Raw genomic sequence first — 25,938 nt, 5'->3', positions numbered from 1 at the left:
TCGACACTTTTCGTGACAAGCCGCTTTGCCGACCATGAGCCAAACCGAACCGCTAGACCAAGATCCCGTGTTCCAGTTGAAAGGCAGCATGCTCGCCATTACCGTGCTGGAACTGGCCCGCAACGACCTTGATGCCCTGGACCGCCAGCTCGCCGCCAAGGTCGCCCTGGCGCCGAACTTCTTCAACAATGCACCGCTGGTGCTGGCCCTGGACAAGCTCCCGGCCGGCCAGGGCGCGGTCGACCTGCCCGGGCTGATGCGCGTGTGCCGCCAGCATGGCCTGCGCACCCTGGCGATCCGTGCCAGCCGGATCGAAGACATCGCCGCGGCAATCGCTATTGAACTGCCAGTACTGCCGCCGTCGGGTGCCCGCGAGCGTCCGCTCGACCCGTTGGTCGGCGAAGAGAAGAAAAAACCGGAGAAACCGCCGGAGCCGACGATCAAGCCGACAAAGATCATCACCTCTCCCGTACGGGGCGGGCAGCAGATTTACGCCCAGGGTGGCGACCTTGTCGTCATCGCCCCGGTCAGCCCGGGGGCGGAACTTCTCGCCGATGGAAACATCCATGTATACGGCCCCATGCGTGGTCGTGCCCTGGCCGGCATAAAAGGTGACACCAAGGCCCGTATTTTTTGCCAGCAGTTGACCGCTGAGCTAGTGTCCATCGCAGGCCAGTACAAGGTTTCGGAAGATTTGCGCCGCGATCCGCTGTGGGGGGCCGGGGTACAAGTCAGCCTGTCGGGCGATGTGTTGAACATCGTTCGTCTTTAACGGATACTGCCGCATTTTCCAAGCATCTCTGGACTCTGATAGCACAGCGAAAACGGCAAAACTTGTGTAGGAATAATTTTAAGGTGGGGTTTGCCCAGGCAAACCGTGCTTTCTCCTACAAGAGCTGCCCGCCTGCAGCGAGTGACAAGAGATGTTTTTCAGGGACTAAAAAGTCCTTTTTCCTTAGGGGTGAAACACCTTGGCCAAGATTCTCGTGGTTACATCCGGCAAGGGTGGTGTGGGTAAGACCACCACCAGCGCCGCTATCGGTACCGGCCTCGCTCTGCGCGGCCACAAGACAGTTATCGTCGACTTCGACGTCGGCTTGCGTAACCTCGACCTGATCATGGGCTGTGAACGCCGCGTGGTTTACGACTTCGTCAACGTCGTCAATGGCGAAGCCAACCTGCAACAGGCCCTGATCAAGGACAAGCGCCTTGAGAACCTGTATGTACTGGCCGCCAGCCAGACCCGCGACAAAGACGCGCTGACCAAGGAAGGCGTGGGCAAGGTCCTCGCCGAACTGAAGGAAACCTTCGAATACGTGGTGTGCGATTCCCCGGCGGGTATCGAGACCGGTGCTCACCTGGCGATGTACTTCGCCGACGAAGCCATCGTCGTGACCAACCCTGAAGTCTCCTCGGTACGTGACTCGGACCGCATGCTCGGCCTGCTGGCCAGCAAGTCCCAGCGCGCCGAGAAAGGTGAAGATCCGATCAAGGAACACCTGCTGCTGACCCGCTACAACCCTGAGCGCGTCAGCAATGGCGAAATGCTCGGCGTTGAAGACGTGAAGGAAATCCTCGCCGTGACCCTGCTGGGTGTGATCCCGGAATCCCAGGCCGTCCTGAAGGCATCCAACCAAGGTGTGCCGGTGATTCTTGACGACCAGAGCGACGCCGGCCAGGCGTACAGCGATGCGGTAGATCGCTTGCTGGGCAAGACCGTGGAACATCGCTTCCTCGATGTTAAGAAGAAGGGATTCTTCGAGCGTATCTTTGGAGGCAACTAAACAATGAAATTTCTCGACTTCTTTCGCGCCAACAAAAAGCCAAGTACCGCGTCGGTAGCGAAAGAGCGTCTACAGATCATCGTGGCGCACGAACGCGGCCAACGCAGCACCCCGGATTACCTGCCAGCCCTGCAGAAGGAACTGGTGGAAGTGATCCGCAAGTACGTCAACATCGGTAACGATGACGTGCATGTCGCCCTGGAAAATGACGGCAGCTGCTCGATTCTGGAACTCAATATCACCCTGCCTGATCGTTGATCGAAAAGGCGGTCGCCACGGCGGCTCGGTTACCTGGCTCCCCTCACGGGGCCGGGTGAGCGAGCCGCCGTTGGCGTTTGTTACGAGGCTGTTTTAATGCCGTTGTCCAATGTCCATATCCTTCATCAGGACGCTGCTGTCCTGGTGGTGAACAAGCCTACCCTGCTGCTCTCGGTTCCCGGTCGCGCCGACGACAACAAGGACTGCCTGATCACCCGCCTGCAGGAAAACGGCTACCCCGAAGCCCGCATCGTCCATCGCCTGGACTGGGAAACGTCCGGGATCATCCTGCTGGCCCGAGACGCGGATACCCACCGTGAACTGTCCCGCCAGTTTCATGACCGGGAAACCGAAAAGGCCTACACCGCACTCTGCTGGGGCCAACCGGAACTGGACAGCGGCAGCATCGACTTGCCCTTGCGCTACGACCCACCGACCAAGCCACGGCACGTGGTGGACCACGAGTTCGGCAAGAACGCGCTGACCTTCTGGAAAGTCCTGGAGCGTTGCGGCGACTGGTGCCGGGTTGAGCTGACACCGATCACCGGCCGCTCACATCAACTGCGCGTGCATATGCTGTCCATCGGGCATCCGTTGCTGGGCGATGGCTTGTACGCCCATGAACAGGCCTTGGCTGCCTGGCCACGGCTGTGCCTGCACGCCAGCATGCTGAGCTTCACCCATCCCCAGAGCGGCGAGCGTCTGCGCTTCGAGTGCCCCGCGCCGTTTTAACCTGTAAACGCAATTAAAATGTGGCAGCGGGCTTGCTAGCGAATGCGGTGGATCAGTTAGCTCATTCGGCGACTGACACACCGCATTCGCGAGCAAGCCCGCTCCCACATTTGTTCTGTGCACTTATCCCGTCGGACGGTAAACTCGCGCCATTGCTGTCTGGAGCTACTTATGCGCGAAGAGTTGAACCAAGGCCTGATCGACTTCCTCAAGGCCTCCCCTACCCCGTTCCATGCCACCGCCGCCCTTGCACAGCGCCTGGAAGCGGCCGGTTTCCAGCGTCTTGACGAGCGCGAGACCTGGACCACCGAGGCCAACGGGCGCTATTACGTGACCCGCAACGACTCCTCGATCATCGCCTTCAAACTCGGCCGCCACTCGCCCCTGCAAGGCGGCATCCGCCTGGTCGGCGCCCACACCGACAGCCCGTGCCTGCGGGTCAAGCCACAGCCTGAACTGCAACGCCAGGGCTTCTGGCAACTGGGTGTGGAAGTGTACGGCGGCGCGCTGCTGGCGCCGTGGTTCGACCGCGATCTGTCCCTGGCCGGCCGCGTCACTTTCCGCCGCGACGGCAAGGTCGAAAGCCAGCTGATCGACTTCAAGCTGCCCATCGCGATCATCCCCAACCTGGCCATTCACCTGAACCGTGAAGCCAACCAGGGTTGGGCGATCAATGCCCAGACCGAACTGCCGCCGATCCTTGCGCAGTTCGCCGGTGACGAGCGCGTAGACTTCCGCGCAGTGCTGACCGAGCAACTGGCTCGTGAACACGGGTTGAACGCTGACGTGGTGCTCGACTATGAGCTGAGCTTCTACGACACCCAGAGCGCGGCCGTGATCGGCCTCAATGGCGACTTTATCGCCGGTGCCCGCCTCGACAACCTGCTGTCGTGCTACGCCGGCCTGCAAGCCCTGCTCACCGCCGAAACCGATGAAACCTGCGTGCTGGTCTGCAACGACCACGAAGAAGTCGGCTCGTGCTCCGCCTGCGGTGCCGACGGCCCGATGCTGGAGCAGACCCTGCGTCGCCTGCTGCCCGAGGGTGATGAATTCGTACGCACTATCCAGAAGTCGCTGTTGGTGTCTGCCGACAACGCCCACGGCGTGCACCCCAACTACGCCGAGAAGCACGACGCCAACCACGGCCCGAAACTCAATGCCGGCCCGGTGATCAAGGTCAACAGCAACCAGCGCTACGCCACCAACAGCGAAACCGCCGGGTTCTTCCGCCACCTGTGCATGGCCGAAGAAGTGCCGGTGCAGAGCTTTGTGGTTCGCAGCGACATGGGTTGCGGCTCGACCATCGGCCCGATCACCGCCAGCCACCTGGGCGTGCGCACCGTGGATATCGGCTTGCCGACGTTTGCGATGCACTCGATTCGCGAGCTGTGCGGCAGCCACGACCTGGCGCACCTGGTGAAGGTGTTGAGTGCGTTTTACGCGAGTCGCGACTTGCCGTAATTGCAGGATGAACACAAATCAAATGTGGGAGCGGGCTTGCTCGCGAATGCAGAGGGTCAGTCAATACATCGGGTGACTGATCCACCGCTTTCGCGAGCAAGCCAGCTCCCACAGTTGATCTTCATTGTTTGATAGATCGGGCTCAGTTCAACACTTCACTCAGCGGAATGAAGTTGACCCGGTCACCGATCTCCAGCGTCGTCCCCTCCAGCACTTCTACCAAACCTTCGGCCCACGCCGCGCTACGCAGCACACCCGAGCTCTGGTTGCGGTAGATGATCGCCTTGCCCTGCTCCAGCCGCCCGCGCAAATACTCGCGGCGATTCCCCGGCTTGGGCCAGACAAATCCCACGGGCACTTCAATGCGCAGCGGCTGCACGTCTTCCACGCCCTGGCGGCGCAACAGGTAAGGCCGCGCCAGCAAGGCAAAGGTCACCAGCGTCGACGCCGGATTGCCCGGCAAACCGATCACCGGTACACCACGGAAATGCCCGAACGTCAGCGGCTTGCCCGGCTTGATTGCCAGCTTCCACAGCGCCAGTTCGCCCTCTTCCCGCAGTGCAATCCCGAGAAAATCCGCCTCCCCCACCGACACACCGCCGGTGGACAGAATCAGGTCTACCGAGCCCAATGCGCCCAGGCGTTCGCGGGTTTGTTCCAGGTCGTCCGGCAGGATCCCGGCGTCCACCACTTCGCAGCCCAGGCGCTCCAGCCAGCTGCACAGCACCCGGCGATTACTGTTGTAGATCTGCCCGGGGCCCAGCGGCAGGCCCGGCTCGATCAACTCGTCGCCGGTTGACAGCACAGCCACGCGGGCGCGTCGTACCACCTCCAGCCGATCACGACCCAATGAAGCCGCCAGGCCCAACTCGATCGGGCCCAGGCGTGTACCTGCTGGCAACACCCACTCGCCCACCGTGGTTTCCTGGCCTTGGGGACGGATGTTTTGATCCACCTGCAACGCTTCGATGAAGCTCACCCGCTGATCGGCATGGACCACGGCGTTTTCCTGCATCTCGACGCAGTCCGCGCCCTCCGGTACCGGGGCTCCGGTGAAGATCCGCGCGCAGGTACCGGCAGCCAAGGGCTCGGGTGCCGTGCCCGCAAAAATGCGCTGGCTGACTACCAGTGGCTCACCGGTCCAGTCCGCCAGGCGCAGGGCGTATCCGTCCATGGCGCTGTTGGGCCAGGGCGGCAAGTCCAGCGTGGAGATCAACGCCTGGGCCAGCACCCGACCATCACACTCGGCCAGCGCCAACGTTTCCGGCTCGCGGATCGGCGCTGCCTCGGCCATCGCCAGCAATTGTTCGAGGGCGTCTTCCACCGGCATCAACGCGCCGGTCTTGCCCGGCTTACCCACGGGATTCACAGGGCTCGGCCTGTTTCAAATGCGGGACGAAGTTGCACGGGCGGTGACGGTTATCCAATTGCTCGGCGAGAATCCCGTCCCAACCGGTGCGCACCGCGTTGGTGGAGCCCGGCAGGCAGCACACCAGTGTGCCGTTGGCCAGGCCGGCCAGGGCACGGGATTGCACGGTGGAGGTGCCGATATCGGCCACGGAGATTTGCCGGAACAGTTCGCCGAAACCATCCACCTGTTTATCCAGCAGGCAGCTCACCGCTTCCGGGGTGCTGTCGCGGCCGGTGAAGCCGGTGCCGCCGGTGATCAACACCACCTGCACCACGTCTTCGGCAATCCAGTGCGCCACTTGCGCACGGATTTTGTACAGATCATCTTTAAGCAAAACTCGCTCGGCCAGCAGGTGACCGGCGGCGGTCAGGCGGTCGACGAAGACCTGGCCCGAGGTGTCGGTTTCCAGGGTGCGGGTGTCGCTGACCGTCAATACAGCGATATTCAGGGGTACAAAGGGCGCATCAGCGTTGGCTTTCATGGCTCGGTCCGGTTGTCGAAGGAACAGCCCGATGTTATATCACAGCCCCCCATTTCACTGCCCGCAGGAGCCGTCATGCCAAGCCATTCTTCCCCACTGCCCTGCTCGATCCTTTTGCTGGCCGGCGGTCGTGGCCAGCGCATGGGCGGCCTCGACAAGGGCCTGCTGGACTGGCACGGGCAGCCGCTGATCGCGCACCTGCATCGCCTGGTGCGGCCGTTGACCGACGACCTGATCATCTCCTGCAATCGCAACCAGGCGCAGTACGCGGCCTATGCCGACCGATTGGTCGGCGATGACAGCCCCGACTTTCCCGGGCCACTGGCCGGCATTCGCGCAGGACTGGCGGTGGCGCAGCATGGGCATCTGCTGGTATTGCCGTGCGATGTGCCGCAGATCGATGCACGATTGCTCGCCGACCTGCGCAGCACGGCGCAGCAAAACCCGTTGCTGCCGGTGATGGTGCGCCACGGCGATTTCTGGGAACCGCTGCTCTGCGTGATCCCCACTTCGCTGCGCGAGCCCTTCGAACGGGCCTGGGCAGCCGGCGAGCGCAGCCCGCGCCAGATCATGCAGGCGCTGGGGGCCAAGGCCCTGGATTGCCCCGCCGACGATCCGCGCCTGGCCAACCTCAATACACCGGAGTTGTTGCACCGCCCGCCCAGCGTGTCAGAATGAGCGTCGAACAAGGAACTTTGCCGACGTTACACACGTCACAAGGTCAGTACTCAACAAAGCATTCTCTCGGAGACAAACTCATGACTCAACGGACCATCGCCGCTCTCATGCTTGCACTGGGCCTCGCTACCCTTGCCGGTTGCGCCTCGCCGACAGTGATCACCCTGAATGACGGTCGCGAAATCCAGGCCGTCGACACTCCTAAATTCGACAAGTCCACCGGCTTCTACGAATTCGAACAGCTGGATGGCAAGCGCACCCAGATCAACAAGGATCAGGTTCGCACCGTTAAAGACCTGTAAGTCTTAACGCCAGATACAAAAAAGCCCGCGTAATGCGGGCTTTTTCGTTGCTGGGGTTTACCAGTCCAGGCTGATCTCGCTGCGAAAGTCGCGCTCAAGGCCGGTGACCGGGTCGATGAAACGCACCCCCTGGGCCAGCAGCTTGAGCGGGTTGGCGTAGTCGTCCTCGGCATCCTTGATAACGTCGGGGTAGAACGGATCGTTGCAGATACTCGCGCCCAGGGCCGTCATGTGCACCCGCAACTGATGCTTCTTGCCGGTCACCGGAAACAGGCCATAGCGCCACAGGTCGCCATTCTTTTCCCGCACCTCGACCGCCGTCTCGGTGTTGCTCGCCCCCTCGCCTTCCTGCATGCGAAAGAACGGCTCGCCATCCACCAGCCGGCTTTTGTGCACCAGCGGAAAGGTCAGCCCAGGCAATGCAGGGGCAATGGCTTCGTAGAACTTGTCGATCTTGCGCGTGGGAAACAGCTGTTGATACGCCGAGCGCGTCTGGGGGTTGGCCGAAAACAGCACCAGCCCTGCGGTATGCCGATCAATGCGATGCAGCGGCACCAGCGCCGGGTTGTCGAGGCGACGGATCAAACGCCGCAACAGGGTCTGCTCGACGTATTCACCGGCAGGCGTGACCGGCAGGAAGTGCGGCTTGTCGGCTACCACCAGGTGTTCATCGGCGTACAGGATCGTCTCCTGCACCGGGATTACTTTCTCGTTCGGTACTTCGCGAAAGTAGTAGATGCACAGGCCTTCGCGGTAGGCGAGGTCCTGATTGATGGGGGTGCCATTGATGTCCAGTACCCGGCCTCGGGCGATGCGGTCCAGCCATTGCTCACGGCTGATGGCCTGGAAGTGCTCACACAGGCAATCCAGCACGGTGGCCCAGGCGCCTGGCGGCAGGTACAAGGTGCTGGCTTGGTGCTGGGCAGCGGAAAAAACGGACATGGGCAGGCTCAAGACGTGGACATACAGGCGCACATTATCCCGCATGCACCCGGATCAGGCCCAGCACAGATTCAGGCCTTGGCCAATTCCGCGCGCAACACCGGTGACGCACTGGCCGCCTCGGTGAATTCCTTGAGCCAGCGCAGCACATCCACCGCTTCCCAGCGGCCCGGGTCGTAAAGCGCATACAGCAAGCCCTGATAACCCACCACATCCAGCTGCTTGTGATAACCCGCGCGCTGGAACAGCGCCTCGATCTCGGCAAAGCAGGTGTTGAAATGCACTTTGTTAAACGGCGTCTTGCCTTCCGTGACCAGGCCATCGAGGCGCAGCTCGTTCACCGCGTCGCGCACGACGTCGGCGGACATGCGATTGACGCTGCTTTTCAGTTGTTCAACATTCACCACGGGCGTTCCCTCTCATTCAATCGCTGTACAAACATACAGTAACCGAATAATCGGGAACTCGCCATCGCCGAGTGCTAGCTAAGAAAGTTCACTACCTGCGCTTCGTCGAACGGCCACTCCAGCTCCGCGCCCGTGTCTACCCGGCGCAGCACCGGAATACGCAGGCCGTAGGCTTCATACAGGGCCTCGGAATCGGCGATATCCACCAACTCCACCAGCAGGCCGTGTTCGACCAACGGCATGATTTCGGCTTCGGCAATCTCACACAGATGGCAGCCCAGGGTGCCGAACAACTGACATTCAGGAAGCATGGCAAAGGGTCCGAGAAGAATCAGGCACCTATTCTAACAGCGTCGGGACACTGCAAAAGCCTGACCCAGATCAGCATGGCGTATAACTGATTCAGTGACTCTCGCGACTTTTTTCCCGTAATACCTGCAATGGAGCTGCATGTGTTTGCCAACCTGCTGATTATCCTGGCCTCCTCCCTGGTGGTGATTGCGCTGTTTCGTCGCCTGCAACTGCCGCCGGTGCTGGGCTATCTGTGTGTTGGCCTGGCCGTGGGCCCCACCGCCCTCGACTGGGTCAATGACAGCGAAGAGTTGCCAGACCTTGCCGAACTGGGTGTGGTGTTCCTGCTGTTTTCCCTGGGCCTGGAGTTTTCTCTCAACAAAATGCTCAGCCTGCGCCGGGTGGTGTTTGGCTTGGGCAGCCTGCAGGTACTGTGCTGCGGGTTGCTGCTGGGCGGTTTGCTGGCACTGTTCGGCCTGTCGCCGACGACCGCGCTGTTGCTCGGTGCTGGGCTGGCGTTGTCGTCCACCGCCATCGTCAGCAAGGAGCTGACCAGCCTCGGCGAAATCTTCAGCAGCCATGGCCAGAATGCGATTGGGGTATTGCTGTTCCAGGATGTAGTGGCCGTATTGCTGCTGACGCTCGTGCCAGTGTTCGCCGGTAACAGCGAGCAAGCCTGGTACTGGGCATTGCCACTGACCCTGGGCAAAACCGTGGTGCTGTTCCTCGGCCTGCTGCTGGCCAGCCGCTGGTTGCTGCCGCGTTTGTTCCGTGAGGTGGCGGCGTCCCATTCGGCCGAATTGTTCGTGCTGCTGGCACTGGTGATCGTACTGCTCACCGCCTGGCTGACCCACTTGCTGGGCCTGTCCCCGGCACTCGGTGCGTTTCTCGCCGGCATGCTGCTGGGGGAAAGCCATTACCGCCATCAGATCGAAGCCGATATCCGACCGTTTCGCGACATCCTGCTAGGACTGTTTTTTGTCAGCATCGGCATGCTGATCGACCTGCAACTGTTCGTCAGTCATAGCCTGTTGATTCTCGGCCTGACCCTCACGCTGATGTTGATCAAAGGCTGTGTGGTCGCGCTATTGGTGCAACTGCGCGGCAGCGACGGTGAAACCGCCTGGCGCAGCGGCCTGGCGCTGGCCCAGGGCGGCGAGTTCTGTTTCGCCTTGATGGCGCAAATGCAGCAAAGCCGCCTGCTGCCCGCCGACATCAGCGGCCTGCTGCTGGCTGCCACCTTCTGCTCGATGCTATTGACTCCGCTGTTGCTCAGGGCTGCACCCGCGATTGCCCTGCGCCTGCACCGCAAGCCCAACCAGCAAGTACAGCTTGAAGAGATTACGGCCCTGAATGCCGAGCTGCGCGACCACGCGGTGATCTGCGGCTACGGCCGGGTTGGCCAGTCCATCGGGCGCTTCCTGCACCGTGAACAACAGGCGTTCATTGCCCTTGATGACGACCCGGAGCGAGTCCAGGAAGCGTCTACCGAAGACAGCGCCGTGCATTACGGCGACTGCCGCCGTGGCGCCCTGCTCAGCGCGGTCGGCCTGGAACGTGCGCGCCTGGTGGTGATCGCGGTGGACAACAGCGACGTCGCCCTGGCCGTGCTCAACGAAGCGCGGCGGATCAACCTGACCGTACCGATCCTGGTACGCACCCGCGACGACAGTCAGCTGGCCGAACTGAAAGCCGCCGGCGCCACTGAAGTGGTGCCCGAGTTGCTGGAGTCGAGCCTGATGCTCGCCTCCCATGCGTTGATCCTGCTGGGGTTGTCGGAGCAGCAGGTGCAAGGCCGTGTCGATGAAGTGCGCCAGAGCCGGTACCGGCTGTTACATGGCTGCAACCAGAACGAAGGGGACGCGCCCCTCAATCCTGACTGACTGCACCAATCTTGTGGATCGACAAATCCGCGCCGTAATACTCCTCTTCCTGACTCAAGCGCAGGCCATGCACGCGTTTGATCACGCCATATACCAGGAAGCCACCGGCCAGCGCCACCACCACACCCAGCGCGGTGCCGATCAACTGGCTGATCAGACTGACGCCGCCCAAACCGCCCAGGGCGGTCTGGCCGAAGATCCCGCAGGCAATCCCGCCCCACACGCCGCACAGCCCGTGCAACGGCCATACACCCAGCACATCGTCGATTTTCCAGCGATCCTGGGCGGCAATGAAGAACCAGACGAACAAGCCGCCCGCCACCACGCCGGTCACCAACGCGCCCACCGGGTGCATCAGGTCGGAACCGGCACAGATCGCCACCAACCCGGCCAATGGACCGTTGTGCAAGAAGCCTGGGTCGTTACGGCCGATCACCAATGCCGCTACCGTGCCACCGACCATCGCCATCAACGAATTGACCGCCACCAACCCGCTGACCCCGGACAGGGTTTGCGCACTCATGACGTTGAAGCCGAACCAGCCGACGATCAAGATCCACGAGCCCAACGCGAGAAATGGAATGCTCGACGGCGCGAACGCCACCAGGCGCCCTTCCCGATAACGCCCCTGCCTTGGCCCCAGCAACAGCACCGCCGCCAGCGCCAGCCAGCCGCCCATGGCGTGCACCACGACGCTGCCGGCAAAGTCATGGAAGCTGGCGCCGAAGGTGGCCAGCAACCAGGCTTGCAGGCCGTAGTTGCCGTTCCACACCATGCCTTCGAAAAACGGATAGATGAAGGCTACGATCAACGCAGTGGCACACAGTTGCGGAACAAAACGTGCACGCTCGGCGATTCCCCCGGAAATGATCGCCGGGATCGCCGCCGCGAAGGTCAGCAGGAAGAAGAACTTCACCAGGCCGTAGCCGTGGTCGGCGCTGATCACCGCCGCCGGTTGCATGAAGGTCACCCCGTAGGAGATCCAATAGCCTATAAAGAAATAGGCCAGTGTGGAAATCGCGAAGTCACTGAGGATTTTCGACAGGGCATTGACCTGGTTCTTCTGGCGCACCGTGCCGACTTCCAGGAAGGCAAAGCCGGCGTGCATGGCCAGGACCATGACCGCACCAATCAGAATAAACAGCGTGTTGGAGCTGTGGACGAGGGTGTCCACCGCGCTTTGCAAATTTTCCATGGAGGATGGCAGGCCTGCACATGCAGGAAAAAGCACCAAAGCAGTTCATGACCTTCATGATGCGCACTAAATTGGCACCAGCGGTCCGACCCTCGTTTGAGGCCGTGAACCGCTTTGGCGCAGCGATCATTGAAAAAGGCAGAATCCGACAGGGTTTTTCCGCGAGTTTTAGTTATTTAGGGTAAGGTTTTTCAGGGTTTGAGCCCCAACCGCCCGGATTCAGCGCAAGGCCCCGGGCCCGCGCACCAAGGCAAAGCAAAAGCTGTACCAGACAATTGCAGTGAACCTTCACCGACACCGGTGACTCGAAACCAGAAGTAAACAGACCAGCCACTCACGGAGATAACCATGGCCAGAAAAACGGCAAAGACTGCTCAAGAAATACTGATGGCGGATTTTCAAACCCTGGTCAGCGATACCGAGAAGCTGCTGGACGACACTGCGATCCTCGCCGGTGACCAGGCTGACGAGCTTCGCAGCAAGATTCATGAAAGCCTGCTCAAGGCCCGTGAAACCCTGCAACTGACCGAGGACTCCCTGCGCGAACGCGGCCAGGCGGCGGTCACGGCCACTGAAGACTATGTGCAGGCCAACCCCTGGCAGTCCGTCGGCATTGCGGCCGGCGTGGGCTTTTTGATCGGCCTGCTGGCTACAAGGCGCTAATCATGTCTATCGGCGAATCCGGCTCGTCCACGGGCCCAAGTTCTACTTCACGGCGCCTGGGCGCGGCTGTCCTGGGTTTGCTGCACAGCCATGTCGAGCTGTTCGGCATCGAGTTGCAGGAGCAGAAAGCCCGCACCGTCAGCCTGTTGCTGTTCGCCGGCCTGGCGCTGGTGTTTGCCTTGCTGTTGCTGGTGGGTTTGTCGGCGCTGGTGATGATTCTGGTGTGGGATACCTACCGCCTGACCGGGATTATCAGCCTGTGTGTGTTCTACATACTGGCCGCAGCATTCTGCGGGTTGCGCCTGAAGGCGGCGGTGTTCGATGAGTCCACGCCGTTCCACGCCACCCTCGAAGAGCTGGCCAACGACCGGGAGCGCCTGCTGCCATGAGCATGACTGAATTGCCGCAAAACACTTCCCGGCGAGAAATGCGCAAGGCGTTGATCCGCCTGCGCATGGAAATGCACCGCCAGGAAATCCGTCACGAGTCCCAGCAACTGATGCTGCCGCTGCAAAAGGTCCGCAACATGGGCCAGAGCTGGCAGGACGGTTTTGGCATCAAGCACGCGCCGCTGTGGGGCGTGGGCGTGGTGACGCTGCTGGGGTTTCTCACCGGCAAAGGCGCCAAGGGTGGCGGAATCGGCACCATGACCCGCCTGGTGCGGCTGGGTGCCGGCCTGATCCCGCTGATCAAACTGGCCATGCAAGGTGCTTCGCGCAAAAGTTGAGCGTGCTGGCTGCATTCTTGCAAACAGATCAGGCCCGGCCCTCTCCATTGAGGGCCGGGCCTTTTTTATTTCCGGTCTTTTAAGGAGGCCCCGTGATCGACGGGCAACCGCTCGCCTGCTTCCAGCCATTCATCGACACCGCCACCGGCCGCATCGCCGGCGTAGAAGCCCTGGGCCGCCTACGCCAGGCGAATGGCCAACTGCGCTCGGTGGGTCCGCTGTTCGCCGACCCGCGCACGCCCTCGGTGGCCTTGCGCCGCCTGGACCGGCAGATCCGTGACAATGCCCTGAGCCGCCTGCATGAAGCCCCGCAGGAGTGGTTCCTCAGCCTGAATATCTCGCCACGCTGGATCACCCGCCTGCGCCCGGGCCAGGCGCTGCCGAGCCTGAAGCAATTGCAACTGCATAACGTCGACCCGCGCCGCATCGTGTTCGAGATCACTGAACTGGGCGGCGATATACTGCGCCTGGCCGAAGTCGTCGAGCGCTACCGCGAGGCCGGCGCGCGGATTGCCATTGATGACTTCGGCGCCGGCTATTCGCAGCTGGACCGGGTGCTGGCCTTGCAGCCGGACATTCTCAAGCTGGACATGCGCCTGTTCCAGGCCGCGGCCCGCGGTGGCCCGAGCGGTGAGGTGGTGCGGGCACTGGCGCAAATGGCGGAAAAAACCGGCTGCTGGATCATCGCCGAAGGGGTGGAAACCGAGGCCCAACTGAATTTCGCCCTGGAATGCGGTTCGCGTTATGTCCAGGGCTACCTGTTCGCCCAGGCCCAACTGGACTGGTTCGACACCGACGCATTCGTGCCGCGCTTCGCCCAGCTGCGCACCGGCTATGTCCAACAGAAGCTCGCCGAACGTGGCCGGATCATGCAACTGCGCCAGCAACTGGCGGAGCTGATGCAGATCCTGCAAACCTGGGCCCACACCCGCGCACCGCTGAGCCACCTGCCGCAATTGCCGGCGTTTCCCTGGCTGCTGCGTTTTTACCAGTGCGACCGGCATGGCACGCAACTGACACCCAACTTCGAATGGCACCAGGGCGCCTGGCAAGCCGACAGCCGCTACCTGGGCCACAACTGGTCATGGCGTCCGTATTTTTATCATTTGCTGGCCGAAGGTTGGGAGGAGCGGCGGCTGACCCTGTCCTCAACCTATCGCGATGCCACGACCAACCAGTACTGCCTGACTGCCGGACAATTCTTTGATAATGGTCAGCGCCTGCTGTTAATCGATATCGACGCCGCCGGCCTGTAGTTTTTCGCTTGCGAAGGCCTGGCTGAACCGGGAAGCTGGGAGCCGTCATTCACCGCACGGAGAGTACCCGCCTTGGATTGGCCCACCCTGCTTACCCGCGAACGCCTTGGAAAACCCCTGCACAGCCCGGAAGAACTGGGGCGCAGTCCGTTTCACAAAGACCATGACCGCATCATCTTTTCCGGTGCGTTTCGCCGCCTGGGCCGCAAGACGCAAGTGCACCCGGTGACCAGCAACGATCACATCCACACCCGGCTGACCCACTCCCTGGAAGTCAGTTGCGTGGGACGATCCCTGGGCATGCGCGTGGGCGAGACCATCCGCAGTGCCCTGCCCGACTGGTGCGACCCGAGCGACCTGGGCATGGTGGTGCAGTCGGCCTGCCTGGCCCATGACATCGGCAACCCACCCTTCGGCCATTCCGGCGAGGACGCGATCCGGCACTGGTTCCAGCAAGCTTCAGGCCGTGGCTGGCTGGATGACATGAGCAGCGCCGAACGCAATGACTTCCTCAATTTCGAAGGCAATGCCCAGGGCTTCCGGGTACTCACGCAACTGGAATACCACCAGTTTGATGGTGGCACCCGCCTGACCTACGCCACCTTGGGCACCTACCTGAAATACCCCTGGACCGCCCGCCACGCCGACTCCCTGGGCTACAAGAAACACAAGTTCGGCTGCTACCAGAGCGAACTGCCGATCCTGGAGCAGATCGCCCAGAAGCTCGGCTTGCCGCAGTTGGAAGAACAACGCTGGGCCCGGCACCCGCTGGTGTACCTGATGGAGGCGGCCGACGATATCTGCTACGCGTTGATCGACCTCGAAGACGGCCTGGAAATGGAGCTGCTGGAATACGCCGAGGTCGAGTCACTGCTGCTGGACCTGGTGGGCGACGACTTGCCGCAAACCTATCGGCAACTCGGCCCGCTGGATTCCCGGCGACGCAAGCTGGCGATCCTGCGAGGCAAGGCCATCGAACACCTGACCAACGCCGCGGCCCGGGCGTTCGTCGAACAACAGGACGCGCTGCTGGCCGGCACCCTGCCGGGGGACCTGGTGGAACATATGCACGGCCCGGCCAAGCGCTGCGTGCTGGATGCCAAGGACATGGCCCGCAAGAAGATTTTCCAGGACAAGCGCAAGACCCTGCATGAGATCGGCGCCTACACCACCCTGGAAATCCTCTTGAATGCCTTCTGCGGCGCGGCCCTGGAACAACATGGCGGTCGCACCCCGTCGTTCAAGAACCGACGCATCCTCGACCTGCTGGGCAATAGCGCCCCGGACCCTTCCTGGTCATTGCACGCGTCCTTCCTGCGCATGATCGACTTTATCGCCGGCATGACTGACAGCTACGCCAGCGAGATGGCCCGCGAGATGACCGGCCGCTCCAGCCCGCAATAAATCGGAGCCCTGGCTGATGGCCAGGGCGCCTTTTCAAAGAATCGCCCTACGCACGGAACAGAGCGGCCTGATCGAAGTTCTTCCCCGCCGCGATGAATAATCGCGCGCCCTGACCGCAGTCTTTCGACCTGCTCCTGCGCCCGATAGCTGGCGGGCCCATTAACTTCTTACTACACGCCCTGGTGGAGCGTCTTCAGGGCTCTTGTCCATTCCATGGAAAAAACCATGCTCGAACAACTTCGCATCCTGTTGGTGGAGGATCACCCCTTTCAATTGCTGGCCACCCAATGCCTGCTACGAAACTATGGCTACCACGACCTGGCACTGGCCGAGAATGCAGAACAGGCAATGCGGCTGATGACACAAACCGACGTGCCATTCGATATTCTGCTCTGTGATCAATGTTTGCCCGACTTGCCCGGGCTGGAGTTGATTGAAATTGCCAACCGCAGAGGCTTTATAAGGTCCGCGATATTGCTCAGCGGCCTGCCCGTCAATGAACTGGAACACCTGATGGCCCAGGCATCCCGACGCAACTTTCCATTACTTGGCTATTTGTCGAAGCCGTTAAGCCACCTTGAGCTGAATGAACTCATACGCCAATCACGCCTTACTCGTTCAACAGAAAAGTAGGAAGTTAAACACCCGGGCAATCCGAAAACGCCTCTTTATAACGCTGCGCTCTCACGACCAGTTACTTTTAAATTCCACCCACGCAAAACTCTTACACCCAAACAACAAACACCTCACAGAGCGTAATCCCTTGCTTTTTTTGATGTAGGATTATTCTTGTTTTACGTTTGTTCCACATCAAGTTCATCCTCCTTCATTGCCATGTGAGCTAATGTGCCGACTTTATTTGCGCCTGTATGGAATTTGATCATGAACTCAGTTTTTATTATTGACGACCACCCCGTCATCCGACTTGCCATTCGGATGTTGTTAGAACACGAAGGCTATAAAGTAGTGGGGGAAGCCGATAACGGTTGTGATGCGATACAAATGGTCAAGGAGTGTCAGCCTGACCTGATTATCCTTGATATCGGCATTCCGAAACTCGATGGCCTGGAAGTGCTGTGCCGGTTCAACGCAATGAGTACGCCGACCAAGACGTTGATACTCACCGCCCAGACCCCCAAGCTCTTTGCTACCCGGTGCATGCGCTCCGGTGCCGATGGCTATGTGTGTAAGGAAGGTGACTTGAGCGAACTGCTCAGTGCCATCAGGGCGGTCTTGTCAGGTTACAACTACTTCCCGAGCCAGGCCCTTAACGGCAGCACTAACGAAACGGATAACAATGAAGAGCTTGAACTGTTCAAAGTCGTCAACGATCGTGAACTCATGGTATTACAACTTTTTGCCCAAGGCCGGACAAACAAGGAAATCGCCAAGGGCATGTTTCTCAGCAACAAAACCGTCAGCACTTACAAAAAAAGGCTCATGCAAAAACTGAAAGCCAAATCCTTGGTAGAACTTATCGAGATGGCAAAACGTAACGCGCTAGTGTGAGAAATCGGATGCCCAGGCGATTAAAGGACTATCTAATCATATTGAGTATCGGGGTGTGCCTCAGCACTTCCGTGCCTGCCGAACAAACTGTTCCCGAGCAATATGCCCTGCTGGGGCGTGCCGGTGCCGTTCAACTGGACACCCCCCTGAACAAGACACAGCGCCAGTGGCTGCAGAACAAACGGGAACTGATACTGGGCACCTCTGCACCCGACTATCCGCCCTTCGACATCACCTCCAGCGGGCGTGATTATGAAGGGCTGACTGCCGATTACGCCGGGCTGCTGGCCAGGACACTGGCGATACCGCTCACCGTGTTGCGCTACTCCTCCCGTGAAGCCGCGATCCAGGCGCTGGCAAACGGCGAAATCGATTTTCTGGGGTCTGCCAACGGTTTTGAAGCGGCGAATCCCGACATCGTCCTGTCACTGCCCTACGCAGTGGATCAGCCGGTACTGGTGACCCGTGAAGGTGAGAACCGCGACCTTGGCGACGGCCTGGCCGGTCTGCGCCTGAGTCTTGTCTACCATTACCTGCCCATGGACGAAGTGCAGGCGCTGTACCCCAAGGCGACCATCCACGCCTACCCGTCCTATCAAAATGCCTTGAATGCCGTGGCATTCGACCAGGCTGACGTATTCCTGGGCGACACCATTTCCACTCACTACATGATCAACAAGGGCTACCTGAAAAATATCCGCATGGCCAACTTCGGCAAGCACGAGGCCCACGGGTTCAGCTTCGCCTTGCGCAAGGATCAACCCATTCTCCTGAGTATCATCGACTCAGTGCTCGATGGCGTATCAACCTATGAACGTGACAGCATCGCCAAGCGCTGGAGTGCGGGCAGCGACATTCTGCTGACCGACCGCAAGCTGCAACTGAGCCTGCGCGAAGAGCGCTGGCTCAAGGACAACCCCGTGGTGAAGGTGGTGGTCAATGAAACCCTCGCCCCCCTGACGTTCTTCGATACCGACGGCAAGTTCCGGGGCGTCACCGCCGACGTGCTGGAGCTGATCCGCCTGCGAACCGGCCTGCGCTTCGAGATTCAACACGTGCGTGACGTCGCCAACATGATGCAACTGGTGCAGACCGGCGCAGCCGACATCATCGGCGCAATTACCCCCAGTACCGGGCGCGAGTCCCAGTTGAACTTCAGCCGCCCCTACCTGGAAAACTCCTACGTATTACTGACCCGTAAAGAGCCGGGCGCGCCCACAAGCCTTCAAGAACTGGCCGGCAAGCGCCTGGCGATTACCCAGGGCAATCAGCTGGAAAAATTCCTGCAGCAGGCATTTGCCCAGATAAACCTGGTGGAAACCGGGGATACCTTCAAGGCATCGGAATTGCTGGCACAGGGGCAAGTCGACGGCGCAGTGAACCCTTTGGTGATCGCCAACTACCTGCTTTCTTCTCCGGCATTCCAGGACAAACTGCAGATCAGTTCCAGCATCGGCACGTTGCCTGCGACGTTTGCCCTGGCGACGTCCCGACACGCCACGGAGCTGAGTTCGATCCTGGACAAGGCACTGCTGAGTATCGCCCCGGATGAGATGGCCGCGATCAACAGCCGCTGGCGCGGCTACAACGCAGCGTCCGATGGCTACTGGCGCAATTACCATCGCCTGATTGCCCAGATCATCATCGGCACCGGGCTGCTGCTGTTGATTTCCCTGGCCTGGAACGGCTACCTGCAGCGCCAGATCAAGCACCGAAAACTGGCCGAGCGCGCCCTTAACGACCAGTTCGAGTTCATGCGGGCGCTGGTCAATGAAACGCCCCATCCTATCTACGTACGCGACCACAACGGCTATCTGCAGACCTGCAACGACAGCTACCTGCAGACGTTCGACATCAAGCGTGAAGACGTCATCGGCAAAAGCATCACGCAGATGAGCATGGCCCTTGAGACGGAGGCGGCGCAGTACCATGCCGACTACCAGCGGGTAGTGGCCGAGGGTAAACCGTTGATCCTTGATCGCACCCTGCACGTGCACGGGAAAAAACTCACGATCTACCACTGGATCCTCCCCTACCGCGACTCCGTGGGCGAGGTCCAGGGCATCATTGGCGGCTGGATCGATATCAGCGAACGGCGCCAGTTGTTCGACGAACTGCGCGCCGCCAAGGAACGCGCCGACGAGGCCAATCGCGCGAAAAGCACGTTCCTGGCCACCATGAGCCACGAAATCCGCACGCCGATGAACGCCGTCATTGGCATGCTGGAATTGACACTCAAGCGCGCCGATCAGGGTCATCTTGATCGCCCTGCGATCGAGGTCGCCTACAACTCGGCCAAGGACCTGCTGGAGTTGATCGGCGACATTCTGGACATTGCACGTATCGAGTCCGGTCGATTGAGCCTGGCCCCGGAGCGGGTCAACCTGCGCGAAGTCATCGAGTCGGTGGTCCGCGTGTTCGATGGCCTGGCGCGCCAGAAAACCCTGAGCCTGGTGCTGGAGTTCACCCCCGATGTCGAGGATACCGACGTACTGATCGACCCTCTGCGGTTCAAGCAGGTGCTCTCGAACCTGGTGAGCAATGCGATCAAGTTCACTGAACGCGGGCAGGTGAAGATCAAGGTGCAGCTGAAGGCGACCGGGCAACCTCAACAGATCGAGATGAAACTGGTAGTGGAGGACACCGGCATCGGGATCAATCGCGAAGACCAGCTACGCCTGTTCGAGCCGTTCGCCCAGGCCGACAACTCCGGGCACCTGGCCAGGAGCGGCGCCGGCCTGGGCCTGGTGATCTGTCGCAGCCTGTGCGCCATGATGGGCGGGCAATTGAGCCTGAGCAGCGTGCCCATGGTAGGCACCCAGGTCCACGTCAGCCTGAAGATGACCAGCCTGCCGCCGGTCAAGGCCGTAGACAAGCTCGAACCGGCCGCAGCCACGCCGGCGCCAGTACTCAACGTGCTGGTGGTGGATGACCATCCGGCCAACCGCTTGCTGATGTGCCAGCAACTGGGGTTCCTGGGGCATCAGTTCACCGCGGCCCATCATGGTGCTGCGGGGTTCCAGGCCTGGCGCCAGGAACACTTCGACCTGGTCATTGCCGACTGCAATATGCCGATCATGAACGGCTACGAATTGAGTCACTCCATTCGCGAGTATGAGGAGCGCGAACAGAAAACCCCGTGCGTGATACTCGGCTTCACCGCCAACGCGCAGCCCGAGGAGAAACAACGCTGCTTTGACGCCGGCATGAATGACTGCCTGTTCAAACCCATCAGTCTTACTGCGCTGGAACAGCACCTGGCGCAGGTCGATCCGCTGCCCACCCGCAACGTGTTTACCCTGCAAAGCCTGGACGCGATGACGGGCGGTGACCCACAGTTGAGCCGGCGTTTGCTCGAGGAGTTGCTCAGCAGCAGCCGGAATGATCGGGTCGAGCTGATGGCCATGCTGGCACGGCAAGCCGCGCCCGGCGACCTGATCGACCAGGCCCACAAGATCAAGGGCGCCGCCCGGATCATCCAGGCCGATACCTTGTCCGGACAATGCGAAGCGTTGGAGCAGGCGTGTGGCGAACGCGAGACACCACACGTTATCGAGGCGGGCATCAAGGCAATAGAGAAATCCATGCTTGAGCTGGAGAGGATGCTGCAGATGCAACTGGACGTGCTGGACTGTCGATAGTCTGCAGGAGCGAACTCGCTCGCTCCTGCAGGAGACTCACCCCATCAACAATCGGTCAACCGCAGGAAAATCGCCGCCAACTGCTCGATGCCGGCCTGATCCTGCGGGGTAAACCGCGACAGCGATGGGCTGTCCAGGTCGAGCACACCAATCAAGCGCCCGTCCTTGACCAACGGGACGACCAACTCGCTGTTGGACGCACTGTCACAGGCGATATGCCCCGGGAACGCGTGCACGTCTTCCACCCGCTGGGTTTGCCGCGAGGCCGCTGCCGCGCCGCACACACCGCGACCGAACGGAATGCGCACACAGGCGATCTGCCCCTGGAACGGCCCGAGCACCAGCTCTTCATTGCGGTTGAGGTAGAAGCCTGCCCAGTTCAAATCATCCAGCTGGTTGAACAGGAACGCAGAAAACTGCGCGGCATTGGCAATGAAATCCCGCTCATCCGCCAACAGCGATTCCAGCTGCGCATGCAGCATGGCGTAGCCATCGAGGCCGGTTCCAGCCTGTTGCAAATCAATCATGGTTGACGCTCCAACAACTTGAGGCCCACCCAGTAGCGGGCGAACTGATAGGCACAACGGCCGTTGCGATTACCGCGCCCGGTGGCCCAGCGCACGGCAAGGATGTCCAACTCTTCATCGCGCTGCCACTGCAGACCGGCCTTGCTCGCCAACTCGCCGATCCAGTGCTCGACCACATCCAGGAAGTGCTCCTGATTGAACGGGTAAAACGACAGCCACAAACCGAAACGGTCAGACAGGGCAATCTTGTCCTCCACCGCTTCGTTGGGATGCAGCTCGCCGTCTATGGTCTTCCAGTTCTCGTTATCGCTCTGGTTCTCCGGCACCAGGTGACGACGGTTGGAGGTGGCATACAACAGGACGTTTTCCGGCGCCTGCTCCAGGGAGCCGTCGAGTACGCTCTTGAGCACACGATAATCGCTCTCGCCGGCTTCGAAAGACAGGTCATCGCAGAACAACACAAAGCGTTGTGGCAATTTGATCAGTTGCTCGACCACCCGCGGCAAGTCCGCCAGGTGATCGCGCTCGATCTCGATCAGGCGCAGCCCGGCCTTGGCGTGCTGGGCCAGCAAGGCGCGCACCATGGACGATTTACCGGTGCCGCGCGAGCCCCAGAGCAGCGCATGGTTGGCCGGCAGGCCGTCGAGAAACTGTTGGGTGTTACGGGCCAATTGTTCGCGCTGTTTATCCACGCCGATCAGGTCGGACAGGCGCATATCCAGGCTGACTTCCAGTGGCAATAAAAAGCCGCTGCGACCTTCGCGCTGCCAACGGGCAGCCAGGCAATGGTTCCAGTCAACGGCTTCGCGCGGGGCAGGCAACAAGGGCTCCAGGCGAGCCAGTACCGCGTCGGCACGCTCAAGAAAGGCATTCAATCGAGAATCCACGACTATTCCTCTGGCAAGTTCTTGTAAAAGATGGCGTATTGGCAACCCTGAGGCAGACCGTGCAGGGCTGCACCGAATAAAATCGATTCGTGCCGGGCAAGTTTGAGCCTGTGGATGTTCAGCTATGCTTGCCGGGCGAAAGGAAACGTAAAGTGGTACAGCACCCGATGGATATCAAGTTCGCCCACCGCTTGTCTTATAAACAAGCCAGACTGACAGTGCTGGTCGGATTCGTCTTGGGAACCTTGCTCAGCCTGATACAGATTGGGATTGATTATGCCAGCGAAGACGCTTCCATCAACCGGGAAATACGTGCGCTGATTGAAATCAGCCATAACCCGGCTTCGCGCATCGCCTACAACATCGACGCCGAGCTGGCCCAGGAACTGACGCTGGGCCTGCTGCACTCCCCCGCCATCACCCATGCACAACTGATCGACAACAACGGTTTGGTGCTGGCCGATGTCCATCGCCCGCGCAAGGAAAGCACCTACCGGCCCATCAGCGACTTCCTGTTTGGCGCCAACCGCCAATTCGAAGATCGGCTCTACCTCGCCCACATGCCCAACGATTCCCTCGGTGTACTGCGTCTTGACGTAGACACCTACGCGTTCGGCAGCCGCTTCCTGCACCGCGCCGAGATCACCCTGCTCAACGGCTTCGCCCGCAGCCTGATCCTCACCGGCATTCTGTTGGCGCTTTTCTACGTGATGCTGACCAAGCCGCTGGTGCGCATTATCCGCGAGCTGAGCTCACGCAAGCACGAGCGCCTGGACTGCCCGCCGGGGCACGAGCACGACGAGATCGGTGTACTGGTCAACGTCGCCAACCAACAGTTTGAAAACATGGAGACTGAAATCCAGCAACGCCGGCATGCTGAAAATCGCCTGACCGAATACCTCGGCCAACTGGAAGACATCGTCTCCGCACGCACCACCGAGCTCAAGGCGATCAATCATCGGCTGACGCTCTCGAACGACGAGCTGGAAGCGGCGAAGATGACGGCCCTGGGCATGGCCCAGGCACGGGCGGCGTTCCTGGCCAACATGAGCCATGAAATCCGTACACCGCTGAACGGCCTGCTGGGGATGATCGCCCTCTCCCTCGACAGCCCGCTGAACGCCGAGCAACGCCAGCAACTGTCGATCGCCCATGACTCCGGCAAAGTACTGGTGGAGCTACTCAACGATATCCTCGACCTGTCGAAGTTCGACGCCGGCCAACTGGAACTGGAAAGCATCCCGTTCGACCTCGGTTCACTGGTGGAAGACACCGCCAACCTGCTCTCGCAAAACGCCGCGCCCAGCGTGGAGCTGACGTGCCTGATCGACCCGCAGTTTCCCGCCCAGGTGCTGGGCGACCCGACGCGGGTACGGCAGATTGTCAGCAATTTGCTGTCCAACGCCCTGAAGTTCACGCGTTTCGGCCGGGTGGATGTACGCCTCAGTGCCCAGGCCGGCCGGGTCAGGATCGAGGTGTGCGACACCGGTATCGGGATCGCCCAGGATGCCCAGGTCAAGATTTTCCAGCCGTTCACCCAAGCCGGTGCGGGCATCACCCGCCAGTTCGGCGGGACAGGCCTGGGCCTGGCGCTGACCCACAACCTGTGCGAAGCCATGAAGGGCCGCCTGAGCATCAGCTCGGAAGCTGGCTTTGGCAGCCAGTTCTGTGCCGACCTGCCCTTGCCGACCCACTTGCCGGCGGTGCGCCTGGCGCCTTTGGCTGGAGATGTAATCGCCATCACCAGCACCAGCAGCGGGCTGGCAGAACTCCTCACCAGCCTGCTGCCGAGTTGGGGCCTGGCTCCGCGCTGTTATTCCATCGACGATGACTTGAGCGGGCAGAATCCCGACCTGCTGATCACCGACTGCCCCGAATGCCTGTTCCGCCTGCGCCCGATGATCACCGCCCCGATCCTGGTGGTAACCGCCTACGGCAACTTCATGCCCAGCGAAGAAGTCGCGGCCCTGGCCCCCTTGCAGCAACAGGCCCGCCCCCTGAGCCGCACCGCGCTGTACCAGGTCCTGCAACGCAACTTGCGCACCGATCCGGACCTGGTCCTGGACCTGATCCAGCTGGAAACCGGCCCCCTCGCCCACCGGGCGCGCATCCTGCTGGTGGAGGACAACCCGGTCAATCAACTGGTGGCCAAGGGCATGCTCGGCAAGCTCGGGTGCGAGGTGATCGTCGCCGCCCACGGTGGTGAAGCCCTCAAGCTGCTGGAAGAGCAAGGCTTCGACATGGTGTTGATGGACTGCAATATGCCGGTGATGGATGGCTATGAGGCCAGTCGGCAGATCCGCCGCAGCGGGCGCTGGCCGGACTTGCCGATCGTCGCCTTGACGGCCAATGCCATGTCCGAGGAACGCGAGCGCTGCCGGGCTGCGGGCATGAACGATTACCTGGCCAAGCCGTTTCGCCGGGAAGAACTCAAGGCCTTGCTCGATCTGTGGGTGCCGACTACGACAAGTCTTTGATCTGGCGCAACAGCTGATCCAGACCGTCACGCAAGGCATCGGCCTGGTTCAGGTCAACGCCGCTGTCACACAGCAGGCGGGCCTTCAGCGGCTGCACCCGGTCGCGCAGGTGCCGGCCTTTATCGGTCAGGCTCAGGTGCACTTCACGCTCATCCAGCGCACTGCGCTGACGCCGCACCAGGGCAAGCTGCTCCAGGCGCTTGAGCAGTGGCGTCAGCGTGCCGGAATCCAGCAGCAGGCGCTCGCCCAGGGCCTTGACCGTAGGCTGCGACACCGCTGCAGCCTGCCATTCCCACAGCACCAGCATCACCAGGTATTGCGGATAGGTCAGGCCCAACTGATCGAGCATCGGCTTGTAGGCCCGGGTGACTGCGCGGGAGGCGGCGTAGAGCTTGAAGCACAGTTGGTCGTCGAGGGCCAGGGACAGGTCGGTCATTTGAGCAGGGCTTCGATCTCTTGGGTCAGGTCCTGGGGCTTGGTGGTCGGGGCGAAGCGCTTGACCACCTGGCCGTCGCGACCGATCAGGAACTTGGTGAAGTTCCACTTGATGCCCTTGGAGCCCAGCAATCCCGGGGCCTGCTTTTTGAGCTGTACGAACAATGGGTGGGCATCGCTGCCGTTGACGTCAATCTTCTTGAACAGCGGGAAACTGACACCAAAGTTCAGCTCGCAAAACTCCGAAATGGCGCCTTCGTTGCCCGGCTCCTGCTTGCCGAACTGGTTGCAGGGAAAGCCCAATACCACCAGGCCCTGGTCCTTGTAATGCTGCCAGAGCTCCTCAAGCCCCTTGTATTGCGGGGTGAAGCCGCACTTGCTGGCAGTGTTGACCACCAGAATCGCCTTGCCGGCGAAATCGGCCAAGGTCTTTTGCTCGCCCTTGATGGTGGTGCAAGGGATGCTCAGCAGGTTGTCGCTCATGGCAGTGCCTCTACAGAGATAAGAAGGACTGAACGATAGTAGGCAATTCAATTGGGTGCAATTTAATTGGCGGGACTTATGCCTTGATATAACGGCCCCTGCGG

The 25,938-nt window shown here is 60.8% G+C and carries 27 protein-coding genes; 17 read left to right on the top strand and 10 right to left on the bottom strand.

Annotation, left to right across the window (positions count from 1 at the left end):
* The first annotated feature begins 34 nt into the window (after positions 1–34).
* The 5 genes from minC to C0058_RS09745 all read left to right on the top strand — a co-directional run bounded on the left by minC (position 35) and on the right by C0058_RS09745 (position 4,235).
* Complete coding sequence (gene minC / locus C0058_RS09765; RefSeq protein ID WP_003209099.1) at positions 35–772, top strand: septum site-determining protein MinC; 738 nt, start codon at positions 35–37, stop codon at positions 770–772.
* A gap of 199 nt (positions 773–971) precedes the next feature.
* Positions 972–1,784, top strand: a complete 813-nt coding sequence (minD, locus tag C0058_RS09760; protein WP_003209098.1) for a septum site-determining protein MinD — start codon at positions 972–974, stop codon at positions 1,782–1,784.
* Between the two features lie 3 nt (positions 1,785–1,787).
* Entirely contained in the window at positions 1,788–2,042 is a 255-nt protein-coding gene (minE, locus tag C0058_RS09755) for a cell division topological specificity factor MinE (RefSeq protein WP_003175252.1), read from the top strand.
* Positions 2,043–2,138: 96 nt separating this feature from the next.
* Positions 2,139–2,774: an RluA family pseudouridine synthase gene (locus tag C0058_RS09750; protein WP_008432172.1), complete on the top strand. Its 636-nt coding sequence runs from the start codon at positions 2,139–2,141 to the stop codon at positions 2,772–2,774.
* A 171-nt stretch (positions 2,775–2,945) separates the two neighbouring features.
* Positions 2,946–4,235, top strand: coding sequence for a M18 family aminopeptidase (locus C0058_RS09745; RefSeq protein ID WP_003209095.1), 1,290 nt, complete (start codon positions 2,946–2,948; stop codon positions 4,233–4,235).
* Positions 4,236–4,377: 142 nt separating this feature from the next.
* Here C0058_RS09745 and glp read toward each other — a convergent pair whose 3' ends face one another.
* Positions 4,378–5,604, bottom strand: a complete 1,227-nt coding sequence (gene glp, locus C0058_RS09740) for a gephyrin-like molybdotransferase Glp (RefSeq protein WP_102368453.1) — start codon at positions 5,602–5,604, stop codon at positions 4,378–4,380.
* Complete coding sequence (moaB, locus tag C0058_RS09735) at positions 5,588–6,127, bottom strand: molybdenum cofactor biosynthesis protein B (protein WP_102368452.1); 540 nt, start codon at positions 6,125–6,127, stop codon at positions 5,588–5,590. The genes glp and moaB overlap by 17 nt, the downstream gene beginning before the upstream one ends.
* A gap of 75 nt (positions 6,128–6,202) precedes the next feature.
* On the opposite strand from moaB, the gene mobA reads away from it, so the two are divergent.
* Positions 6,203–6,805, top strand: coding sequence for a molybdenum cofactor guanylyltransferase MobA (mobA, locus tag C0058_RS09730; protein ID WP_003209091.1), 603 nt, complete (start codon positions 6,203–6,205; stop codon positions 6,803–6,805).
* An 80-nt stretch (positions 6,806–6,885) separates the two neighbouring features.
* Positions 6,886–7,107: a YgdI/YgdR family lipoprotein gene (locus tag C0058_RS09725; RefSeq protein ID WP_003209090.1), complete on the top strand. Its 222-nt coding sequence runs from the start codon at positions 6,886–6,888 to the stop codon at positions 7,105–7,107.
* A 57-nt stretch (positions 7,108–7,164) separates the two neighbouring features.
* Here the strand turns inward: C0058_RS09725 and C0058_RS09720 are convergent, their stop codons facing one another.
* The 3 genes from C0058_RS09720 to C0058_RS09710 form a co-directional block, all read right to left on the bottom strand.
* Entirely contained in the window at positions 7,165–8,055 is an 891-nt protein-coding gene (locus tag C0058_RS09720) for a pseudouridine synthase (protein ID WP_102370232.1), read from the bottom strand.
* Between the two features lie 65 nt (positions 8,056–8,120).
* Entirely contained in the window at positions 8,121–8,456 is a 336-nt protein-coding gene (locus tag C0058_RS09715) for a hypothetical protein (RefSeq protein ID WP_003209087.1), read from the bottom strand.
* Positions 8,457–8,530: 74 nt separating this feature from the next.
* Complete coding sequence (locus C0058_RS09710) at positions 8,531–8,767, bottom strand: glutaredoxin family protein (protein WP_008432163.1); 237 nt, start codon at positions 8,765–8,767, stop codon at positions 8,531–8,533.
* A 141-nt stretch (positions 8,768–8,908) separates the two neighbouring features.
* On the opposite strand from C0058_RS09710, the gene C0058_RS09705 reads away from it, so the two are divergent.
* Entirely contained in the window at positions 8,909–10,630 is a 1,722-nt protein-coding gene (locus tag C0058_RS09705; protein WP_102368451.1) for a monovalent cation:proton antiporter-2 (CPA2) family protein, read from the top strand.
* Here C0058_RS09705 and C0058_RS09700 read toward each other — a convergent pair.
* On the bottom strand, positions 10,617–11,825 hold the full coding sequence (locus C0058_RS09700) for an ammonium transporter (protein WP_003209083.1): 1,209 nt from the start codon (positions 11,823–11,825) through the stop codon (positions 10,617–10,619). The genes C0058_RS09705 and C0058_RS09700 overlap by 14 nt on opposite strands.
* 348 nt (positions 11,826–12,173) lie before the next feature.
* On the opposite strand from C0058_RS09700, the gene C0058_RS09690 reads away from it, so the two are divergent.
* The 8 genes from C0058_RS09690 to C0058_RS09655 all read left to right on the top strand — a co-directional run bounded on the left by C0058_RS09690 (position 12,174) and on the right by C0058_RS09655 (position 21,025).
* The gene (locus C0058_RS09690; protein ID WP_003209080.1) at positions 12,174–12,488 is read left to right on the top strand and encodes a YqjD family protein; all 315 of its coding nucleotides are present in this window, start codon (positions 12,174–12,176) and stop codon (positions 12,486–12,488) included.
* 2 nt (positions 12,489–12,490) lie between these two features.
* On the top strand, positions 12,491–12,877 hold the full coding sequence (locus tag C0058_RS09685; RefSeq protein WP_003209078.1) for a phage holin family protein: 387 nt from the start codon (positions 12,491–12,493) through the stop codon (positions 12,875–12,877).
* Positions 12,874–13,215, top strand: coding sequence for a hypothetical protein (locus C0058_RS09680; protein ID WP_008432159.1), 342 nt, complete (start codon positions 12,874–12,876; stop codon positions 13,213–13,215). Before C0058_RS09685 ends, C0058_RS09680 begins: the two co-directional genes overlap by 4 nt.
* A 92-nt stretch (positions 13,216–13,307) precedes the next feature.
* Positions 13,308–14,471, top strand: coding sequence for an EAL domain-containing protein (locus C0058_RS09675; protein ID WP_008432158.1), 1,164 nt, complete (start codon positions 13,308–13,310; stop codon positions 14,469–14,471).
* 72 nt (positions 14,472–14,543) lie between these two features.
* The gene (locus C0058_RS09670; RefSeq protein ID WP_003209075.1) at positions 14,544–15,875 is read left to right on the top strand and encodes a deoxyguanosinetriphosphate triphosphohydrolase; all 1,332 of its coding nucleotides are present in this window, start codon (positions 14,544–14,546) and stop codon (positions 15,873–15,875) included.
* A 225-nt stretch (positions 15,876–16,100) separates the two neighbouring features.
* Positions 16,101–16,508, top strand: coding sequence for a response regulator (locus C0058_RS09665; RefSeq protein ID WP_003209073.1), 408 nt, complete (start codon positions 16,101–16,103; stop codon positions 16,506–16,508).
* Between the two features lie 249 nt (positions 16,509–16,757).
* Complete coding sequence (locus C0058_RS09660; protein WP_003209072.1) at positions 16,758–17,384, top strand: response regulator transcription factor; 627 nt, start codon at positions 16,758–16,760, stop codon at positions 17,382–17,384.
* Between the two features lie 8 nt (positions 17,385–17,392).
* On the top strand, positions 17,393–21,025 hold the full coding sequence (locus C0058_RS09655) for a transporter substrate-binding domain-containing protein (RefSeq protein ID WP_102368450.1): 3,633 nt from the start codon (positions 17,393–17,395) through the stop codon (positions 21,023–21,025).
* A 44-nt stretch (positions 21,026–21,069) separates the two neighbouring features.
* On the opposite strand, the gene C0058_RS09650 is transcribed toward C0058_RS09655, so the two are convergent.
* Positions 21,070–21,552, bottom strand: coding sequence for a GAF domain-containing protein (locus C0058_RS09650; RefSeq protein WP_003209067.1), 483 nt, complete (start codon positions 21,550–21,552; stop codon positions 21,070–21,072).
* The gene (locus C0058_RS09645; protein ID WP_003209065.1) at positions 21,549–22,439 is read right to left on the bottom strand and encodes an ATP-binding protein; all 891 of its coding nucleotides are present in this window, start codon (positions 22,437–22,439) and stop codon (positions 21,549–21,551) included. Before C0058_RS09645 ends, C0058_RS09650 begins: the two co-directional genes overlap by 4 nt.
* A 167-nt stretch (positions 22,440–22,606) precedes the next feature.
* Between C0058_RS09645 and C0058_RS09640 the strand changes: the two genes are divergently transcribed.
* Positions 22,607–24,916 carry a response regulator gene (locus tag C0058_RS09640; RefSeq protein ID WP_003209064.1) on the top strand — a complete coding sequence of 770 codons (2,310 nt, stop codon included), beginning with the start codon at positions 22,607–22,609 and terminating at the stop codon, positions 24,914–24,916.
* Here the strand turns inward: C0058_RS09640 and C0058_RS09635 are convergent.
* Both C0058_RS09635 and C0058_RS09630 read right to left on the bottom strand, forming a co-directional pair.
* Complete coding sequence (locus tag C0058_RS09635; RefSeq protein ID WP_102368449.1) at positions 24,900–25,352, bottom strand: MarR family winged helix-turn-helix transcriptional regulator; 453 nt, start codon at positions 25,350–25,352, stop codon at positions 24,900–24,902. The genes C0058_RS09640 and C0058_RS09635 overlap by 17 nt on opposite strands.
* On the bottom strand, positions 25,349–25,834 hold the full coding sequence (locus C0058_RS09630; protein ID WP_003209061.1) for a glutathione peroxidase: 486 nt from the start codon (positions 25,832–25,834) through the stop codon (positions 25,349–25,351). Before C0058_RS09630 ends, C0058_RS09635 begins: the two co-directional genes overlap by 4 nt.
* Between the last annotated feature and the right edge of the window lie 104 nt (positions 25,835–25,938).

This window comes from Pseudomonas sp. NC02 (assembly GCF_002874965.1).
GTDB lineage: Bacteria > Pseudomonadota > Gammaproteobacteria > Pseudomonadales > Pseudomonadaceae > Aquipseudomonas.
The sequence above is the reverse complement of the archived record's forward strand: the minus strand, read 5'-3'. Positions and strand labels throughout refer to the sequence as shown.

What these genes read in the sequence shown, in the direction of transcription:
- moaB (WP_102368452.1), bottom strand. Translation starts at nt 6,127, where the DNA reads ATGAAAGCCAACGCTGATGCGCCCTTTGTACCCCTGAATATCGCTGTA.
- C0058_RS09700 (WP_003209083.1), bottom strand. Translation starts at nt 11,825, where the DNA reads ATGGAAAATTTGCAAAGCGCGGTGGACACCCTCGTCCACAGCTCCAAC.
- C0058_RS09690 (WP_003209080.1), top strand. Translation starts at nt 12,174, where the DNA reads ATGGCCAGAAAAACGGCAAAGACTGCTCAAGAAATACTGATGGCGGAT.
- C0058_RS09725 (WP_003209090.1), top strand. Translation starts at nt 6,886, where the DNA reads ATGACTCAACGGACCATCGCCGCTCTCATGCTTGCACTGGGCCTCGCT.
- C0058_RS09630 (WP_003209061.1), bottom strand. Translation starts at nt 25,834, where the DNA reads ATGAGCGACAACCTGCTGAGCATCCCTTGCACCACCATCAAGGGCGAG.
- C0058_RS09750 (WP_008432172.1), top strand. Translation starts at nt 2,139, where the DNA reads ATGCCGTTGTCCAATGTCCATATCCTTCATCAGGACGCTGCTGTCCTG.
- C0058_RS09655 (WP_102368450.1), top strand. Translation starts at nt 17,393, where the DNA reads ATGCCCAGGCGATTAAAGGACTATCTAATCATATTGAGTATCGGGGTG.
- minC (WP_003209099.1), top strand. Translation starts at nt 35, where the DNA reads ATGAGCCAAACCGAACCGCTAGACCAAGATCCCGTGTTCCAGTTGAAA.
- C0058_RS09640 (WP_003209064.1), top strand. Translation starts at nt 22,607, where the DNA reads ATGGATATCAAGTTCGCCCACCGCTTGTCTTATAAACAAGCCAGACTG.
- C0058_RS09680 (WP_008432159.1), top strand. Translation starts at nt 12,874, where the DNA reads ATGAGCATGACTGAATTGCCGCAAAACACTTCCCGGCGAGAAATGCGC.
- C0058_RS09660 (WP_003209072.1), top strand. Translation starts at nt 16,758, where the DNA reads ATGAACTCAGTTTTTATTATTGACGACCACCCCGTCATCCGACTTGCC.
- C0058_RS09650 (WP_003209067.1), bottom strand. Translation starts at nt 21,552, where the DNA reads ATGATTGATTTGCAACAGGCTGGAACCGGCCTCGATGGCTACGCCATG.
- C0058_RS09745 (WP_003209095.1), top strand. Translation starts at nt 2,946, where the DNA reads ATGCGCGAAGAGTTGAACCAAGGCCTGATCGACTTCCTCAAGGCCTCC.
- C0058_RS09665 (WP_003209073.1), top strand. Translation starts at nt 16,101, where the DNA reads ATGCTCGAACAACTTCGCATCCTGTTGGTGGAGGATCACCCCTTTCAA.
- C0058_RS09635 (WP_102368449.1), bottom strand. Translation starts at nt 25,352, where the DNA reads ATGACCGACCTGTCCCTGGCCCTCGACGACCAACTGTGCTTCAAGCTC.
- C0058_RS09710 (WP_008432163.1), bottom strand. Translation starts at nt 8,767, where the DNA reads ATGCTTCCTGAATGTCAGTTGTTCGGCACCCTGGGCTGCCATCTGTGT.
- C0058_RS09685 (WP_003209078.1), top strand. Translation starts at nt 12,491, where the DNA reads ATGTCTATCGGCGAATCCGGCTCGTCCACGGGCCCAAGTTCTACTTCA.
- mobA (WP_003209091.1), top strand. Translation starts at nt 6,203, where the DNA reads ATGCCAAGCCATTCTTCCCCACTGCCCTGCTCGATCCTTTTGCTGGCC.
- minE (WP_003175252.1), top strand. Translation starts at nt 1,788, where the DNA reads ATGAAATTTCTCGACTTCTTTCGCGCCAACAAAAAGCCAAGTACCGCG.